The organism is Serratia sp. H1w (genome assembly GCF_000633355.1).
GTDB lineage: Bacteria > Pseudomonadota > Gammaproteobacteria > Enterobacterales > Enterobacteriaceae > Chania.
In genome coordinates this window covers 164,869-181,555 of the sequence record NZ_AYMQ01000054.1, presented here as the reverse complement: position 1 = coordinate 181,555, position 16,687 = coordinate 164,869, and the positions used below count along the sequence as shown (strand labels likewise).

The 16,687-nt window shown below is 53.7% G+C and carries 17 protein-coding genes; 8 read left to right on the top strand and 9 right to left on the bottom strand.

Features of this window, described 5'->3' with window-relative positions:
- Positions 1–58: 58 nt before the first annotated feature.
- Complete coding sequence (locus tag U869_RS0112545; protein ID WP_025119886.1) at positions 59–592, bottom strand: fimbrial protein; 534 nt, start codon at positions 590–592, stop codon at positions 59–61.
- Between the two features lie 69 nt (positions 593–661).
- The gene (locus U869_RS0112540) at positions 662–1,198 is read right to left on the bottom strand and encodes a fimbrial protein (RefSeq protein ID WP_025119887.1); all 537 of its coding nucleotides are present in this window, start codon (positions 1,196–1,198) and stop codon (positions 662–664) included.
- Positions 1,199–1,960: 762 nt separating this feature from the next.
- Between U869_RS0112540 and U869_RS31430 the strand changes: the two genes are divergently transcribed.
- Positions 1,961–2,278 carry a FaeA/PapI family transcriptional regulator gene (locus U869_RS31430; RefSeq protein WP_115650692.1) on the top strand — a complete coding sequence of 106 codons (318 nt, stop codon included), beginning with the start codon at positions 1,961–1,963 and terminating at the stop codon, positions 2,276–2,278.
- A gap of 109 nt (positions 2,279–2,387) precedes the next feature.
- The gene (locus U869_RS30030) at positions 2,388–3,152 is read left to right on the top strand and encodes a helix-turn-helix transcriptional regulator (protein ID WP_025119889.1); all 765 of its coding nucleotides are present in this window, start codon (positions 2,388–2,390) and stop codon (positions 3,150–3,152) included.
- A 164-nt stretch (positions 3,153–3,316) separates the two neighbouring features.
- Here the strand turns inward: U869_RS30030 and U869_RS0112525 are convergent, their stop codons facing one another.
- The 5 genes from U869_RS0112525 to U869_RS0112505 all read right to left on the bottom strand — a co-directional run bounded on the left by U869_RS0112525 (position 3,317) and on the right by U869_RS0112505 (position 8,537).
- Positions 3,317–3,889: a type 1 glutamine amidotransferase family protein gene (locus tag U869_RS0112525; protein ID WP_025119890.1), complete on the bottom strand. Its 573-nt coding sequence runs from the start codon at positions 3,887–3,889 to the stop codon at positions 3,317–3,319.
- 170 nt (positions 3,890–4,059) lie between these two features.
- Positions 4,060–4,314: a type II toxin-antitoxin system Phd/YefM family antitoxin gene (locus tag U869_RS0112520; protein ID WP_025119891.1), complete on the bottom strand. Its 255-nt coding sequence runs from the start codon at positions 4,312–4,314 to the stop codon at positions 4,060–4,062.
- 85 nt (positions 4,315–4,399) lie between these two features.
- Positions 4,400–5,134 carry a DUF3142 domain-containing protein gene (locus U869_RS0112515; protein WP_025119892.1) on the bottom strand — a complete coding sequence of 245 codons (735 nt, stop codon included), beginning with the start codon at positions 5,132–5,134 and terminating at the stop codon, positions 4,400–4,402.
- Entirely contained in the window at positions 5,104–7,281 is a 2,178-nt protein-coding gene (locus tag U869_RS0112510) for a hypothetical protein (protein ID WP_025119893.1), read from the bottom strand. The genes U869_RS0112515 and U869_RS0112510 overlap by 31 nt, the downstream gene beginning before the upstream one ends.
- A 134-nt stretch (positions 7,282–7,415) precedes the next feature.
- Complete coding sequence (locus U869_RS0112505) at positions 7,416–8,537, bottom strand: MurR/RpiR family transcriptional regulator (RefSeq protein WP_025119894.1); 1,122 nt, start codon at positions 8,535–8,537, stop codon at positions 7,416–7,418.
- A 349-nt stretch (positions 8,538–8,886) separates the two neighbouring features.
- On the opposite strand from U869_RS0112505, the gene U869_RS0112500 reads away from it, so the two are divergent.
- The 4 genes from U869_RS0112500 (at position 8,887) to celB (ending at position 12,324) form a co-directional block, all read left to right on the top strand.
- The gene (locus tag U869_RS0112500) at positions 8,887–9,192 is read left to right on the top strand and encodes a PTS sugar transporter subunit IIB (RefSeq protein WP_025119895.1); all 306 of its coding nucleotides are present in this window, start codon (positions 8,887–8,889) and stop codon (positions 9,190–9,192) included.
- Positions 9,193–9,235: 43 nt separating this feature from the next.
- Complete coding sequence (locus tag U869_RS0112495; RefSeq protein ID WP_025119896.1) at positions 9,236–9,556, top strand: PTS lactose/cellobiose transporter subunit IIA; 321 nt, start codon at positions 9,236–9,238, stop codon at positions 9,554–9,556.
- A complete protein-coding gene (locus U869_RS0112490; protein ID WP_025119897.1) occupies positions 9,553–10,857 on the top strand; it encodes a 6-phospho-beta-glucosidase in 1,305 nt (434 codons plus the stop codon). Before U869_RS0112495 ends, U869_RS0112490 begins: the two co-directional genes overlap by 4 nt.
- Before the next feature lie 102 nt (positions 10,858–10,959).
- Complete coding sequence (gene celB / locus U869_RS0112485) at positions 10,960–12,324, top strand: PTS cellobiose transporter subunit IIC (protein ID WP_025119898.1); 1,365 nt, start codon at positions 10,960–10,962, stop codon at positions 12,322–12,324.
- Between the two features lie 40 nt (positions 12,325–12,364).
- Here celB and U869_RS29395 read toward each other — a convergent pair whose 3' ends face one another.
- Positions 12,365–12,661 carry a response regulator transcription factor gene (locus tag U869_RS29395; RefSeq protein WP_232785355.1) on the bottom strand — a complete coding sequence of 99 codons (297 nt, stop codon included), beginning with the start codon at positions 12,659–12,661 and terminating at the stop codon, positions 12,365–12,367.
- 66 nt (positions 12,662–12,727) lie between these two features.
- A complete protein-coding gene (locus tag U869_RS0112475; protein WP_025119900.1) occupies positions 12,728–13,624 on the bottom strand; it encodes a LysR family transcriptional regulator in 897 nt (298 codons plus the stop codon).
- Positions 13,625–13,896: 272 nt separating this feature from the next.
- On the opposite strand from U869_RS0112475, the gene U869_RS0112470 reads away from it, so the two are divergent.
- On the top strand, positions 13,897–15,213 hold the full coding sequence (locus tag U869_RS0112470) for a M20 family metallo-hydrolase (RefSeq protein WP_025119901.1): 1,317 nt from the start codon (positions 13,897–13,899) through the stop codon (positions 15,211–15,213).
- Positions 15,210–16,661 carry a M20 family metallopeptidase gene (locus U869_RS0112465; RefSeq protein ID WP_025119902.1) on the top strand — a complete coding sequence of 484 codons (1,452 nt, stop codon included), beginning with the start codon at positions 15,210–15,212 and terminating at the stop codon, positions 16,659–16,661. Before U869_RS0112470 ends, U869_RS0112465 begins: the two co-directional genes overlap by 4 nt.
- Positions 16,662–16,687: the final 26 nt, after the last annotated feature.

Below are 16,687 nucleotides of genomic sequence, written 5' to 3'. Positions count from 1 at the left end.
CCGGGGAAGTAAATCTGTCTTGGCGTACTGACCGTCCATTAGCTCGTCAGCCCGCTGTTCAGTGATAGTCCAACTGGTAGCGCACCTGGGCACTATAAGTGCCGGTCTGCAACGGTTGGTTGTTGCTTACCATGCGTGCGGTGTAATTCAGCCGCATTTCCTTGCCCTGCAACACTGGCGTTTGCGTTGGTAGCTCTTTACCTGGAACGGCCTCGTTCCCCTGCGTATCACTCAGCACTAGCGCCACACCGCGCGCCGCACCTTCAACGCCGAAACGCCCGTCTTCATTGCGACCGTCAAACGTGACCCGGAAATGCTGTTTGCCCAAAATGTTATCCCCGGTATGTTTTAACGTGCAGTTCACCAGCCGAATACTGAATGGCTGTGCCAATGCCTGGCTGTCATTAACAATCCGATCGAAGGGAAGTGTTCCCATATCCACGGTCTGGTCTCGACTGGTGGTATCAATATCGCAGGCAGTAGCCACTATCGCCCCGTTCATGCTGAGTTGGCTCCCCGCCCAAGCCGGCAGAGCAGTCACAACACTCACCAATAAAAACAACGAGGTAGCGGTAAAGGTATTCGCCGACATCCCTGGCTCCCGTAATGAACAAGGACAGCAAAAACTGCATGCGGAAACCGCATGCAGTCATATCAACTATTAGTTATATGCCAGGGTAAAGTTGGTTGTTGAAGTGAAGTCACCTTCAACGATATCCGTCAACGTAGTACCGGCGTGACCTTGCAGATAAGCAGAGAAGCTCAAAGTATTAGCCCCAGTCTGCAGGTTCTGTACGGTGGTCGCAGTACCCAGAGTGATAGGCTGGTTAGAACCGTCGAACATAGCGATGCTTGCGCCTTTAGCGATGCCAGTGATAGCCAGCAGGGTATTGGTGTTACCCGTTGCGCCGCCATTTGGGCCACTGAAGGTCACTTGTACTTTGTTCTTGCTAGAGATGTCGCAACCTTGCAGTTTGATATCAAAGTTCACAACACTGGATTTGCCGCCATTCACCAGCGCCACATTCGCTACCTGACCAAAGCTCTTGGTCTGGTCGATGCTTTCTGGTGCGATAGAGCAAGGTGCATCAATGATTTTACCGTCGAATGTTACCTTACCAGAACCCGCATCGGCGTTGGCCATAGATACCATACCCAGAGACAAAATCGTAGCCAGCGCAATGTTAGTCAGTTTCATGTTTTCTTTATCCTTAAAACGTTAATTTAACGAGAAATCCAGATATATTTACCCCGCACAATAAAGTCGGTGCCCATCAGCACAACGCTGTTTTATTTTGACGGTCATTGATATATCAGGCAGCATCCTTTCATTTGACATAAAAGAAGGCATCCCTTTCCTTCCCCTTGTTTGCGAAGGGGCAGCTCACCAGAAAAGACAACACTTTTCCGGCGCTTCATCCGATGAATAAAGCGAATTATTAAAATACAACTTTATACGACAGCCTTGAATAGAGAGAATCGCAATCAAAAACCCGCCACGTGTCAATTTAAATATTGAACAAGCCTATTTATGATGGGAAAATTCTCAGACCACTCCATCGGACAACCTCATCTCCTGTCGCCAAAAAATTATTGCAAATACCTTTAAAATTTGAAAGGGTTGTTTTCCAAACAGCGCAATTTCGCAATAAAAAACTTAAATATATGCGAGAATATTCTTATTGCGACGACTTCGGTCGCAAAAACGATTTACCCAGTATTTTATGCTACAAAATGTCTAATTTGCGAACTCATTGATCGTAAATTTGATTTTCACGAAACAATAGTCCGTGATAGCTTAGAATGGTAAACTGACGCCTCATCGGGAAGAAATGGGGGTTCTGATTCTGACAGTATTCCCCTGTTATCACCTAGAGAAAGTTAGCAAGAGAAGTAAGCAGAGTAGGATTATTCCATTTCGAATGGCCCCTATCAAGACGCATTAAAAGGAGGTAGTGACATGTCTTATCGCACCAATAAAGAAAGGGAAAATCAGCTTAATAATGTTTTTAATGCTCTACAAGCCCTTTGCAAGCGCGACATTCACACAGGCGTTCCCCCACAAACTCAATGGCCAAAAACACGAGAAATTGCAGAATACTCTGAGACAACAATATACCTGGCTCGTTACTATCTGCTGCGATTGGTTGAAAACAAAAAAGCTTATGTTACCTCTGGCGCGCTGAATAACAGTTTACGCTGGTACATTGCTGAGCCATCTCTATTACCTAAACATCAAGCCAAAAGGGAAAAAGAACCCGTTGCTGCGGAAGGTTAAACACACTATCTACTGACAACCACTAGCCATTTCTCTACTGACATTTATCCCCGAGTCTGCCGCTGCGACTTGCGTAGGGCGGACACGTTGGTTGAAAGGAACTCAGGCCATGAAACAAGCTCTTTCCATCATGATCATCGATGCTGACCGATATTTTACCTATGGCCTGGGCCTGGGGCTGCAAGCCTTTTTTCAAGCCCGCCAGCAGAATATCCACCTGCTTGAAGAAACACAGGTTGGCAGCGATATCGATATTATTTTTTTGGGTGATATGGTCACCAGCTACCCGTGGCATTACCGCTTACAAGCGCGGCAATACCATCCGATGGTGTTCTTTATTACCGAGCAGGGACGCAACAAAAATCAGCTAAGGCCAAGAGTCCATTGTGAAAAATGCAATACCAGGGCGCTGTACCGTCACCAGCCTCTGTCCGCATTATTCGAGAGGTTGGATAGCGTCCTGTTTTCGTCCTTCGAGTCACCCATGTCGTCCAGCCACGTTTGCTCGTGTATGTATCCGTTGACGTCACGGGAAGAGGACGTTTTACGGTGTATACACATGGGTATGAACGGGCAGGATACCGGCAACTATTTGCAAATCAGCAATAAAACCGCCAATGCTCATAAGCAAAACGCCATGCGTAAGCTGAATTTCAGATGTAATCAGGAGCTGTATCAATGGCTGCTGCAAGGGGGAGGGCATTATCTGAACGAGCGATCATCCGTCAATCTGCCGGGCTTGCCACTGCAACCAAAGGTGCCCGCAGAAACCAACTTCATCTCTCCGGTGCAACTAGGGGGAAGATCCCGTTCTTATGCAACCTTGCCTGCGCATAAACAACCAGACACCCTCGGCCAGCGAGAGCCTATCTGAGATTACTGACAAACATATGTCGGCCTCACAGAGTAGGGGCGCTGCATGCTGCGCCCGCCTTGATAATCAGTGGATTGGCCAGGGTCGAACATGTTCGACCCCTACAAATTAAGCAACAGTGTCATTCACGTGATATGGCCATAGGGGCTATTTATCACAGTGGGTTAGCTTGTCTTGCGATGTTCTGCGGCATGCATCGCAAGGTAGGCATTGAGGTTTTCATCTTCGATTGCCAACGTGCGCAATATTGCAGCCATAAAGCTGACCGGTGCAGTACCGGGTGCCGTAATAACCCGCCGATCGGCGACAGCATAAGGCACATCCTGGTAATACGCCGCCCCACCATAGTTCAGGCCCGACAGGTTCTCTGCCGAATTGGAGGTATGGCGAACCGCGTCAAGCACCCCCGCCTGCGCCAGTACTCGAGTGCCATCACATATCCCTGCAACGACGGCCTGGTTTTGATGGGCCGCAGCCACTAAAGCGGTGACATCCGGTGCTTGCTCGGTCTGCCAGATAGTGCCCCCGCAGACAATCAGCAGATCGATATCATTGAGCTGGATGGCTTCTATTGCCAGATGAGGGGAAACCCGCATACCGCCGGAAGAGGTAACAGTGGTGCCGCCTGGGGTAGCAAAACGGCAATCAAAACCGAAATAGCCGCGCCCCGTCGAATTGATTAAAGCGGTTTCCCAATCGGAGAAGTTTTCGGTAAGCAGCGTCATCGCACGTATCATCGCGGTTTCCTTGTCAGTGAGGGAGAACAATTTTCAGGATTGTCCTAGCCGTAAAAACCAACAATAACCTGCGCTAATGACAGTTTCTGGCAGTAAGCCGCTGCCGTTGGATATTACACTCAATGCTCATAGCCGATGGTTTAATAACAACTTTAACAGGTGGCCCGCTATCACAGATCCTTCATCAGTTCGTCAAATACCTGCACGCCATCATGCAACTGGTCAGCCTCGGCCAGAGCAATGGATCGCTCAAGCTTGGTACGCAGGCTTTGTAGTTTAAGCTCTTCAAATAGATGGTAGTCTTCAACAGGCATGATCACTACAGAGGGTTCACCGTTTTGGGTGATATAGAGCGGCTCAAACAGGGCTTTAGCCATCATTTCTTCAAACTGGGTTTTGGCCTGACTGGCCGTAAAGCTAATCATTTTAATCTCCTACAACTCTTTGCCTTAGTGCAAGTTGTTCGATTTAGGCTAGTAGGATTAACTCCAACTGTTATCTTTTGCAATTCTACAGGCCAGTATTCAACAGAAAAACCACCTCGCCGCGATAATAAGGCGATGCAGCCAACCGCTGTTGCCACTCGGGGTTCCAGTCGCCCTGCTGCACCAGACCAATTTTGAAGGGGATTTGTAGCTTAAGCAGTGCAGGAAGATAGCGTTCATACTCCGTGACCGTACGCCGCCCTTGATAGGTTTGGATCACCAGCTCATCGATCGGCAATGCATTCAACTGGCCGACGTTGCCAGTCTTGGCCCAATCGAGCAGACCGGTGACTCCCAGTGCATATTCTTTCGGTAACTGGTCACGCAGCTTGTCGAGAAAGGCCGCGTACTTGTCCAACTGATAGGTTGCCGCATCAAAGTCGATTTGTAGCCCCACCACCCGGTTGCCTGCCGCAGCCCAACGGGCCGGCAAACGCACCGCCGAGGCCAATACCTCGTCGGACATATCCAGAGTAGCGACACGTACGGTGATCCAGACGGCAGGAGCCTGGAGCTTGCTCAGCGGCAGCCCTAACTTCAGGAAACGAGCGCCCTGGCGGCCATTTACGATCTCGCCCTGATGAAGATAGAGCAGATCGGCCTGCTGCAACGCAGGCTGCGCCAAGACGCCGGACCACAGCCAGAACGCACGGTAATCCTGCGCGTTCACAGACGACGCCGCTGCGGCGGTTGCAGCAAACGGCAACCACAGCAGCAGCCATAGCCGCATCACCAATAGTATTTGAGCTGTTGTTCCCATTGGTTACCTTTGTACTGGCTCTTCAACAGGCTAAACCAACGCTGACGGGTTTTCTGTGAGATTTCCTGCCGATCGCAGCTGTTGTAGCCTGAAGGAGAGAAACACATCACCGCCCGGTAGAGCGCATAGGTTTTATCTTCCGGCTCGGCCTTGGGATCGGCGATCACTTGCTGATAATATTTTAATCTGCCGTGCGCTTTATCTTTATCCAGTTCGGCCCTTGCCAACTCATCCAACTGTTCATTGGCTCCCATTTCCGCTTCGGTATTAATATCGGCAAAGGTGGTACGCAAGAACTCTGCCACGCAGTTCATGGCGTGCGGATCGGTCTTGTTCTTCGCCAAGACGGCAACGTTAGAGTCCAGGGATGCACAGAAATACCCAGGTTCGGTCTGACTGCCGTTCCAATCGAATATGCTGAGCGCCACGTCGCCAAATACCTGCGGGTCTGGCGTTTGCTTGATATTTTTTTTCAGCTGACTGTCGTCAATAAACCCTTGATAGTCGCCCACCATCAAGTCCTTGAATAACAGCGTATGCAGAGCGATAGTCTTTTCTTCATCGTTGGGCGCACCAGCGGCTTGCTGTTGCAGCAACGCTTTGTTCGCCAGGGTCTTGAGCACCACGGAGCGGTAACGCAGGTTATTGATTGGGCTGTCTGGCGCAAAAATTGCGGCGGCTTTATTTTCCTGTACCAGGGCGGTGCCCAACATCAACTGCATATACTGTTGCTGATAAGGGGAAAGCTTCAGGCCGAGCAAATGACGCCAATGGTCCTCGGCCCCCTGCCAGTTCTCCTGCTTCATCAGCGCGTCGCCATACAGGATCTGCTGGCTGAACGCGATAAGATCGTTCGCTGCCAACTGTGCCGCTGGCTGGATCGCCTTGGTGACCGCCGCATAATCCTTTTGCTGATAGAACAGCCAGGCGTTATGCATATATTCCCAGAGCGGGAGCTGATTGGCGGCCACAAACATCGGCTTGTAGCCTTGCAGCATCTCATCGGTCACTTTCGGCATCGACGGGTTGTCGAGATTGTATTGGCGCAGCCACTTCATGGTCTGGATGAAGGTTAACAACGGGGCATCGGCGCTGCTGATAAAGGGTTGCTCTGCGCTGTCATAGGGAATATAGCGGCTCAGCAGGATTTGATCCCCTTCATCAACCATTGCGCCAAGCGTGGTGATATCGGTGGCCGCAGTGATCTCGCTTTCATAGAGCTGCGCCAGGCGTGGCCAATCGGACAGATACCAATTCACCCGACGCTGTAATCCCTGCACGGAATCCACATATTCGCCGTTGGGATAAGCGGCCAGATAGGCCTGTGCGCGTTGCAATGCCTGAGCGCCCGCTTCTTTATTGGCCCGCAGCGGATCGAACATGCCGTACTGATCCTCGGCATTCTCAGTGATCTGGTTCAAGGCTACTCGGAACAACATATAAGTGGCGGTTTCCGCCACCCACTTTTGATCCGACTCTTTCAGCCGCTGGAATCCGGTATCCGCGTCGGTAAATTGCCCATGGTAAAACTGTTCCGCGCTGCTCAGGTAGTCTCTGAACGCCGCGGCATGAGAACCTGCGGCATAGTTCTCCATCAGCGGTAAAAATTGCTCCGGCTGTGCCTCACCCCGGTAAATTTTGGCCCGGCGTAGCGCCAGCAAATCGCGTTCGGCCTGATCCAGCTGCCGATCGTCCAGCAACGCCTGGAAAAATTGGCTGAGTGACAGCGGATTATTGGAGATCCAACGGCCTTCATTTTCTCCTGAAAAACCGCTTAACCCCGACGGTTTAATGCCCAGGCTTAATGCCTGTGCATTGAGCGGATCATCCTGCGGCGCGGTGGTTTGGCCTGGTGAGGTGGCCTGATCGGCTGCAGGCGTTGCTTCACCAGAGAACACGCCAAAAGTGTATCCTCTGCTGCGGCCAATCTCTTGCGGTACTGACGACAGCACCATGGGCATATTACGCATTCCCGCCGTCAACATCAGCAGATTGATACGAGTATCATTTTCGGCAGCCAGATAAGGCACGCCACTCATTGCGCAGTAGTCGCTCCAGCGGCAGCTGATTTCATCAAAAGAGGCCATGACTGTGGGGCTGGTGCCAGCGGTGGCGGCGACCAGCGCAGCCAAGAGGAGTTTTTTCAAAGAATGTCCCTACCTATGTCCGGTATTCACTCTGATCCTGAGTGAATTTTGCCAAAGATAGTGTCGTAAGCCTGCAGAAAAAACAAGCGGGTGAAAAACGAAATTAATCGTCCAGTCCCTCAAGATAACGAAGGTTACATACTGTCAGCCACGGCTTCGCATAACAGTTCGATGGCCAGTAAGGTTCCGTGCTGATTATCCTGCACCGGCAACACAATATCCTCACGCCGAGTCAGAGCAGTTTCAGGCTGTGCCAACGCGATCACCGCCACACCTTGCAGCCTTGCCTGATGTACCGCGTTGATTAACGCACTGCCCGGTTGCCCACCGGCAATCACCAGCAGTGCCTGGCGTTGATCCAGCATCGAGGCGGTCATACTCATCAATGCCGGATCCTGGCACAGGTTGGCTGGCCGCCCGAGGGTCAACAGGCGGTATTGCAGCAGGTTGGCAAAAGGCGCATCCACCGCGTTAGCGCTGAAGATATGGATGGCCGTTGCCTGGCGCAGCGCCGTAGCCGCTCGTTCCAACGACGCTACCGGGGTCTGACCAAGCTGGGTAATCAATTGCTGGTTGAGCGTGTTCACTCGCTGTGCCCACGGCGCAGGCAAACCGTCCGTAACCTCGGCAAGTGCAGGGTTCTGGTTAGCACCGCTGGCCTGCGCCAGCTTCATGCGCAGATCGCGAATATCATCACAACCGACGGAGCGGGCAAAACGGGTGATAGTGGCAGGGCTCACCCCGGCAGACACCGCCAGCTGTTCGATAGTGGCCGAAGAGGCAAAGGCGACATCGGCCAGAATGGCCTGTGCTACCCGGGTTTCCTGCTGGCTGAGCTCGTGAATACGCGCACGGATCTCAAACAGGATATCGCCAAAGGTTTCACGGCCAATGGAATGCGAAAAACGATCCAGTACCTCGTGGCCGATACCCGCCCGTGCCGCCAGTTTTTCAATGGTGGAATCATCCAGCCAGGCAACATCCCCCATGATGCGCGGGGTGACGACTCGCTCTTCAGCACCGCTCTTGTCTTGCTGATGAACCCGTACCCGGCCGATAAATTCGTTGAGATCGCTGCAACCAAAGCTCTGCGCAAACTGATTGAGCAGTTGGTTACTGACACCGGCACGCGCCGCCAACTCTTCGAAGGTCGCCCCAGAGACAAAATTCAGGTTATCCAGAATAAAACGGGCCAAGCGCGAATCACGCGCCGACAGACGGGGTAACCCCTGTTCGATCTGGTAAACAATATCCATGCAATGAGGCTCCCTGAACCAGGATGAAAAATGACGCACTGAACTGATGCCGAATTTGCGGGCGTAAATGGGCATATGTTCGGCTGACAGGCATGGTGCAATCGCTCCATGATAAAGCCTTGAAAATATTTTTCAATTTTTACTTTTGCCCCTAAAAGCAGCCAGAAACAACCTAATGCAATGATAAGTATAATATTATCCTATTCTCGATTACATGCAGTGACACAGAAACGCAACATCCATCACATTCGTGAAAATTATTTTCAATAACAATTCATTTTATCCCCGCAACGTGAAATAACTTTTCACAGCAAAGTTCGTCACCATCGAAAACACCAAGGGGAATTCCATGCAGAAAATTGTGTTGTGCTGTGCCGCTGGCATGTCCACCAGCATGCTGGTGCAGAAAATGAAAACCGAAGCCACCAAGCGTGCCTTAGCGCTGGAGATCGAAGCCGTGCCGGTTTCCGAGATCGAAAGCCTGCTCGCCAATGCCGATATCGTGCTGCTCGGCCCGCAGGTGCAGTATGAGTTCCAACGCCTTGCGGCACTGGCCGCCCCGCTTGGCAAGCCGGTCGCGGTGATCGACATGATGGATTACGGCACCATGCGCGGCGACAAGGTGCTGGATAAAGCCATTGCCCTGATGGCCTGACGCCCGCCCTTTTCCCCTCATCCACCCTCAACAGGAGAGCGGCATGGAAGAAACCATTATGGAGCTGCTGGTACAGGCTGGCAGCGCCCGCAGCAGCGCGTTAAGTGCCTTACGTTATGCTCGTCAGGGCGACTTTTCCCAGGCAACTAGCGCCATGGCCGAGTCACACTGCGCCGTCAAACTGGCCCATGCCAAACAGACCGAGCTGATCGGGCTGGACGAAGGCTGCGGCAAACTGACCGTTACCCTGATTACCGTACATGCTCAGGACCACCTGATGAACGCGATGGTGATCCAGGATCTGGCGCAGGACATGATCGAGCTTTACCGCCGTTTACCCGTAGCCGTGGGAGCAACCCGATGAAAATTACCGTCGTTGGTGGGGGCAGCAGCTATACCCCGGAACTGATTGAAGGGCTGATTGCCCGCCATGCCACACTGCCTCTCAGCGAGCTGGCACTGGCCGATGTGGAAGGTGGGCGGCATAAGGTGGAAATTATCGCCGGGCTGGCTCGCCGCATGTTGCGCCATCAAGGGTTGGAGCAGGTGAAAGTCACGGTGCATTTTGAACTGGATGCCGCCATCAGCGGAGCCAGCTATGTACTGACTCAGTTGCGTGTCGGCCAACTGCCCGCCCGCGCTGCCGATGAACGACTCGGCCTGCAGCATCTGATGTTGGGGCAGGAAACCACCGGCGTCGGTGGCTTTGCCAAGGCGTTACGTACCATCCCGGTGCTATTGGATATCGCTCAGCGGGTAGAACGCCTGGCACCAGACGCCTGGATCATCAACTTCACCAATCCGGCGGGGATGGTTACCGAAGCCGTAGCCCGTTACAGCAAAGCCAAGATTATTGGTTTATGCAATGTGCCGATCACCATGCACCATATGATCGCCAGTATGTTACAGCTGCCGCGTGAACGCGTTGCGCTGAGCTTTGCCGGGCTCAATCATATGGTCTGGGTGCACCGGGTATTGGCAGACGGGCAGGATGTCACCGAACAGGTCATTGAGCTGATGTGCGATGGCGAATCCCTGTCGATGAACAACATCAAGGCCACGCCTTGGCCCCCGGAGTTTCTACGGGCGCTGAAGGTGATCCCCTGCCCTTACCACCGCTATTTCTGGCAGACCCGTACCATGCTGGCAAAGGAGCTGGAGTCGGCCAAAGGCAAAGGCACCCGGGCCGAGCAGGTGATGAAGGTGGAGGCAGAACTGTTCGAACTGTATGCCGATCCGGCGCTGGATCATAAGCCGGAACAGCTCAGCTTCCGCGGCGGGGCCTATTACTCGGAGGTGGCCATCGAGCTGATCAACGCGCTGCACAATAATCTGGGCAGCCAGATGGTGGTCAATACCCAGAATCGTGGGGCAATCCAGGGTCTGCCGGACGATGCGGTGGTCGAAATCAACTGTGTGATCGATGCACAAGGGGCGCATCCTCTGGCCTTCGGCGCATTGCCGCCGCTGATGAATGGCCTGACCCAGCAGGTGAAAGACTATGAGAGGTTGACCATTGAGGCGGCGGTCAAGGGCGATAAACAGCAGGCATTGCTGGCCTTGGTGGCCAATCCGTTGGTTGGCGATGTCAATGAAGCACAAACCATATTGGACGAAGTGCTCAGCATCAACCAGGCATGGCTGCCGCAGTTTTCTCAAGCTTAAGCGTTCACAACTACCCCACTCGTGCTTCCAGCGGTGGGGATAAATAACAATAATCATAACCGCAAGCCTGGCTAAGACCGGGAAAGAGGGGTGCCTGTGTCAATGGGAAAAACAATTCTTGAAAAATATGTGCTGCCAGCAGCACTGAAGGTCGCCGGGCAAAAACACGTGCTGTCGGTACGTGACGGTATCATTCTGAACATGCCGTTTATGCTGATTGGCTCGTTCTTTCTGATCTTCGCCTATCTGCCAATTCCCGGTTATGCCGAACTGATGAGTCAGCTGTTTGGTGCGACCTGGCAGGATAAGGTGCTGTATCCGGTGAAGGCCACTTACGACATCATGGCGATCATCTCCAGCTTTGGTATTGCCTACCGGCTGGCGGAAAAATACCGCACCATCGATCCGCTCACCACCGGTGCAGTGTCTCTGGTGGCCTTTGTGCTGACGGTGCCGCAGCATACCTGGTTTGCTCCCGTACAGGGCGCTGCCGAGCAGATTATCAAAGGCGTCATGCCGATGAAGCTGGTCGGTAGCCAGGGGCTGTTTGTGGCGATCATTATCGCCCTGCTGTCGACCGAGATTTATCGTTTTGTCAGCAACCGCAATTGGGTGATCCGCATGCCGGAAGGCGTTCCACCCGCGGTGGCGAAGTCCTTTATGGCGCTGATCCCCGGCTTTTGTGTGTTGGCGGTGGTGCTGGCGCTACGCCTGATCGTTGAGGCCACACCGTTTGGCGACATCAATACGCTGATCTCTACCCTGGTCGGCATTCCAATGAGCCATGTCGGTGGTTCGCTGCCGGGAATGATCTTCGCGGTGATCCTGATTGGCGTGTTGTGGATGCTAGGCCTGCACGGCGATGCCATCGTGCTGGTCTTTATCCGCCCGGTCTGGCTGGCGAACATGTCGGAAAACCTGGAGGCCTTCCAGAACGGCTTGCCGATCCCACATATCATCACCCAGCAGTTTTACGATCTGTGGATCGCCCCTGGCGGCACCGGAGCACTGCTTGGTCTGGTGATCTTCATGCTGATCCGCAGCCGCAGCGCGCAGATGAAACAGTTGGGTAAAATCGCCGCACCGGGCTGTCTGTTCAATATCAGTGAGCCGCTGGTGTTCGGCATCCCGCTGGTGATGAACCCTTATCTGGTCGTGCCGTTTATTGCCACGCCGGTGGTGCTGGTGATCGTTTCCTACAGCGCCATGGCCACCGGATTGGTAGCGCCACCGGCCGGGATCGCCCTGCCGTTTACCACCCCGATCGTGATCAGCGGCTATCTGGCCACCGGTGGCCATATCTCCGGGGCTATCTTGCAGATCGTCAATCTGGCGATTTCGCTGGTGATGTACTATCCATTCTTCCGGGTGTGGGACAACCTGAAGTTCCGCGAAGAGCAGGCCAGCCGCGCTGCCAGCACGCAACAAGAAGCACTGGTTTCCAGCCGCTTGGCCGCAGGGGACTAATTTTGACTACCGGGGTCTGCCCTGCGGATCCCGGTATTTTTTATCGCGTACTCTTTTCCAGTGCCAGCCTCCCTTGCCGCAACCAATAATATAATTCGCTATTACGCTTGAAGCCCAGCTTACGCATCGCCGTGAGTTTATGGGTGCTGACGGTCTTGACGCTAAGCGACAGTTTATTGGCAATTTGGCTGGGCGTGAGCTCTTTGCTGATCCCCTGCAAAATATCCCGCTCACGCGCAGTCAGTTGCAGTCTAAAACGCGTTCTTTCTTTTACTGCCTGCAAATGCAGCAAGCACGCCCGGTCAAACATCTGCTCTAGCAAAGATAGCGCTGCCATTATTATCAAAGGTTTTTCCAATCCACTGATCGTCTGCATCCGCCGATAACGGCTCCAATGGAGCTGTTAGCGGCAATGCTGCCGGAACAGGCGAGCCAGGTAGGCCCCCATAGGCGTCAGCGTCGTATCCTTGCGCTGGATCAGGTAGAAGGTGGCTCGCGGTAAGACTTCTTCCAGTTCCAGCGCCACCAGATGGCGGCCCAGGATAGGATCGGAGATCACATCGACCGACAGAATGCTGACAAAGTCACTCTGCGCTACCAGGCTGGTACAGGCCATAAAAGTCTCGCAGGTCACGCTGATCGACGGTGCCATCCCCATATCACCAAACAGTTCATGCAGCAGGCGGTAATAACTGCCATTAGGGGTTGGCATGGTCCAGTCGCAATGTTGCAACGCCTTCAGCGAGCGGACGTTCTCACAAGGGTGCCCTTTGCGTACTACCACCTTGTATTCTCTTTCCATCAATCGCTCAAAGCTCAACTCATTGTCCATGCTGCTGGGGTAGTAGGTATTAATGGTAAAATCCAGTTCCCCCTGGCGTAACTCTGGGATCATCGAGACCAGTTGTCCTTCCACAATCCGTACCTTCACGTTGGGATATTCGCGGTGAAACTGGGTGATCACCTGCGGCATCACCGTGCGGGCAACGCTGCCCCCGACGCCGATATTGACCGTGCCCCCCGCCAGCCCTAACCGCTGCTGAATATCCTCCTGCGCCACCCGCAACTCCTCGAGGATCAGGCTGGCATGCTGAAAAAAGTTATCACCGCAGTCGGTCAATACCACTCCTTTACTGCGACGGACAAACAGCTTGGCACCCAGCACCTCCTCCAGCTCCTGAATCGATTTGGTCAAGGCTGGCTGGGAAAGGTTACAGCTACGGCTGGCAGCACGGATGCTGCCCTGACGGCTGACTTCTACAAAGGCGCGTAATTGGTGCAATTTTATCGAGGCTGGCATAGGCGATTGATGATAACCGTTGTTTATCAGTAGCAAGATATTGGCATCTTATTTAACCCGATACCATTGTGTACATTCGAAAAAAACATAATAAATAACCAAATCGTCATTTCGCTTATTTAGCCGCAATATCGCCGCTGATAAGTGCCTTTCACGGCCTTTTATTAACTAAATACGTAAAGATTAAATTTAAATTTAATTGCCTGACCTTCGTCAGCGCACCACTGCTGCCTGAAAACGCTTCAAGGCGTGATAACTAATGGAAAACCGCGATGAACAACCCGCTCTCAATGTTGGTGACCGATCTGTATCCGCAACTGCAAACCTGGCGACGTGACTTTCACCGTCATGCCGAATCTGGCTGGTTTGAATTTCGTACCGCTTCGTTAGTGGCCGAAGAGTTGGATCGTTTAGGTTATCGGTTGCAACTAGGCCGCGAGGTGATTAATGCAGAGGCCCGCATGGGGCTACCTTCCGCACAGCTCCTGGAGGAACAAGAGCAACGCGCTATCAAACAGGGTGCCTTGACGAAATGGCTGCCCTACTTTTCCGGCGGTTTTACCGGCATTGTTGCCACAATGGACACTGGCCGCCCCGGCCCCACCATCGCCTTTCGCGTCGATATGGACGCGCTCGATCTCAACGAACTGCTGCATCCCGACCACCAGCCCTTCCGTGAAGGCTTCGCCTCCTGCAATGGCGGCATGATGCACGCCTGTGGACATGACGGGCATACCACTATCGGTCTGGGTCTGGCACGAGTATTCAAAGACCTGGAGCCGCAGTTGCATGGCCGCATCAAGCTGATCTTCCAACCGGCCGAAGAAGGGACTCGCGGGGCCAAATCAATGGTGGAAGCAGGCGTGGTGGATGACGTCGACTTCTTTACCGCCGTGCATATCGGCACCGGCGTTCCGGCCGGGGAACTGGTGTGTGGCAGCGACAGCTTTATGGCGACCACCAAGCTGGATGTCACTTTCCGTGGCGTTGCCTCCCACGCCGGAGCCAAGCCGGAGGATGGACGCAATGCTCTGTTGGCGGCGGCGCAGGCCAGCATTGGGCTCTATGCCATCCCCCGCCATAGCGAAGGCAGCTCACGTATTAACGTTGGCGTATTGCAGGCGGGTACCGGCCGTAACGTCATCGCTGATCATGCCTTTATGAAGGTAGAAACGCGGGGCGCAACCAATGAGATCAACGAGTTCGTCTACCAACAAGCGCTCAACGTAATACAAGGGGCTGCCACCATGCAGGGGGTGGAATATGACCTATCCCTGATGGGCGCGGCGCAAAGCAGTGAGCCAACCCAACCTTGGGTGGAATACATCCATCGCCAGGCGCTCGGCATCAGCGGGCTGGATTCGGTGGTCGATCGCCGTGAACAGGCAGCAGGTTCAGAGGACGCGACCTACATGATGGAACGGGTGAAATCTCACGGCGGGCAAGCGTCCTACGTCATCTTCGGCTGCGAACTCAGCGCCGGGCACCACAATGAGAAATTCGATTTTGACGAGCACGTCATGGCAGTCGCAGTGAAAACGCTGGCCACACTGGCCCTGAACCTACCGACTTTTGGGAGCAAATCATGAAACCGACGGAACTGGTCTCTTTTATCCACCATTACATCGATAGCCACCAGGCCCGCTTCAGTGCCTTGAGCGATGAGATCTGGGATCACCCGGAAACCCGCTTTACCGAAACCCACTCCGCCGAGTTACTGGCAGGCGCGCTGGAGCAGGAAGGTTTTCAGGTTGAACGCGGCGTCGGCGGTATCGAAACTGCCTTTATCGCCAGCTTCGGCAGCGGCCATCCGGTGATCGCCTTATTAGGTGAGTATGATGCGCTGGCTGGCCTGAGCCAACAATCTGGCTGTGCCACACCGGCCCCGTTGGTGGAAAACGGCAATGGCCATGGCTGCGGTCACAACCTGCTCGGTACCGCGGCGTTAGCCGGTGCCTTTGCGGTAAAAGCTTGGATGGAGCAGCAGCAGTTAACCGGCACGGTACGCTTTTACGGCTGTCCTGGTGAAGAGGGTGGCTCAGGGAAAACCTTTATGGTGCGTGAAGGGCTGTTCGCCGATGTGGATGCCGCCCTTACCTGGCATCCGGAAGGTTTTAGTGGCATGTTCAACACCAGCAGCCTGGCCAACATTCAGGCCGCGTTTCGCTTCAAAGGGATCGCCGCTCATGCGGCCAACTCGCCGCATCTTGGCCGCAGCGCGCTGGATGCCATAACGTTGATGAATACCGGAGCCAACTTCCTGCGTGAGCATATCGTGCAGGAAGCCCGATTGCATTACGCCGTCACCAATACTGGCGGCAGTTCCCCTAACGTGGTGCAGGCCGATGCCGAAGTGTTGTACCTGGTACGCGCCCCACAGCTCGATCAAGTTCAGGACATCTACCAGCGTCTGGTCAACGTTGCCAAAGGCGCAGCGCTGATGACCGACACCCAGATGACGGTGCAGTTTGAAAAAGCCTGCTCTAACTACGTCCCCAATCGCCACCTGGAAAAGGCCATGTATCAGTATGTATGCGATTTCGGATTACCTGCTTACAGCGATGAAGAGCGGCGTTTTGCCACCGAGATCCGCCAAACGCTCAGCAAGGATGACCTGCGCAATGCCAAACTGAACATTTCACGTACTGGCGGGGAAGCCGGGCAACAATGGGTACGGCAGTTGGGCGATAAGGTGTTGATGGACGAGGTAGCCCCGTATGTAGAATCACAAGAATTACTGTATGGCTCGACCGATGTCGGCGACGTCAGTTGGGTTACGCCCACGGCTCAGTGCTTCAGCCCCTGCTTTGCTTTAGGGACGCCGTTGCATACCTGGCAGTTGGTCGCCCAAGGCCGCACCTCCATTGCCCATAAAGGCATGTGCCTGGCGGGTAAGGTGATGGCCGCCACCGCCGTCGCCCTGCTAAGCGATAACGTCCTGCTGGAAGCTTGCCAAGAGGAGTTCCGTCAGCAACGTGCCGAACAGCCTTATCAGTGCCCTATTCCTGCTGGGGTGAAACCGTCTCCATTGAAGTAAAGCCCGACCGGCCTGGCTCCCGTTCC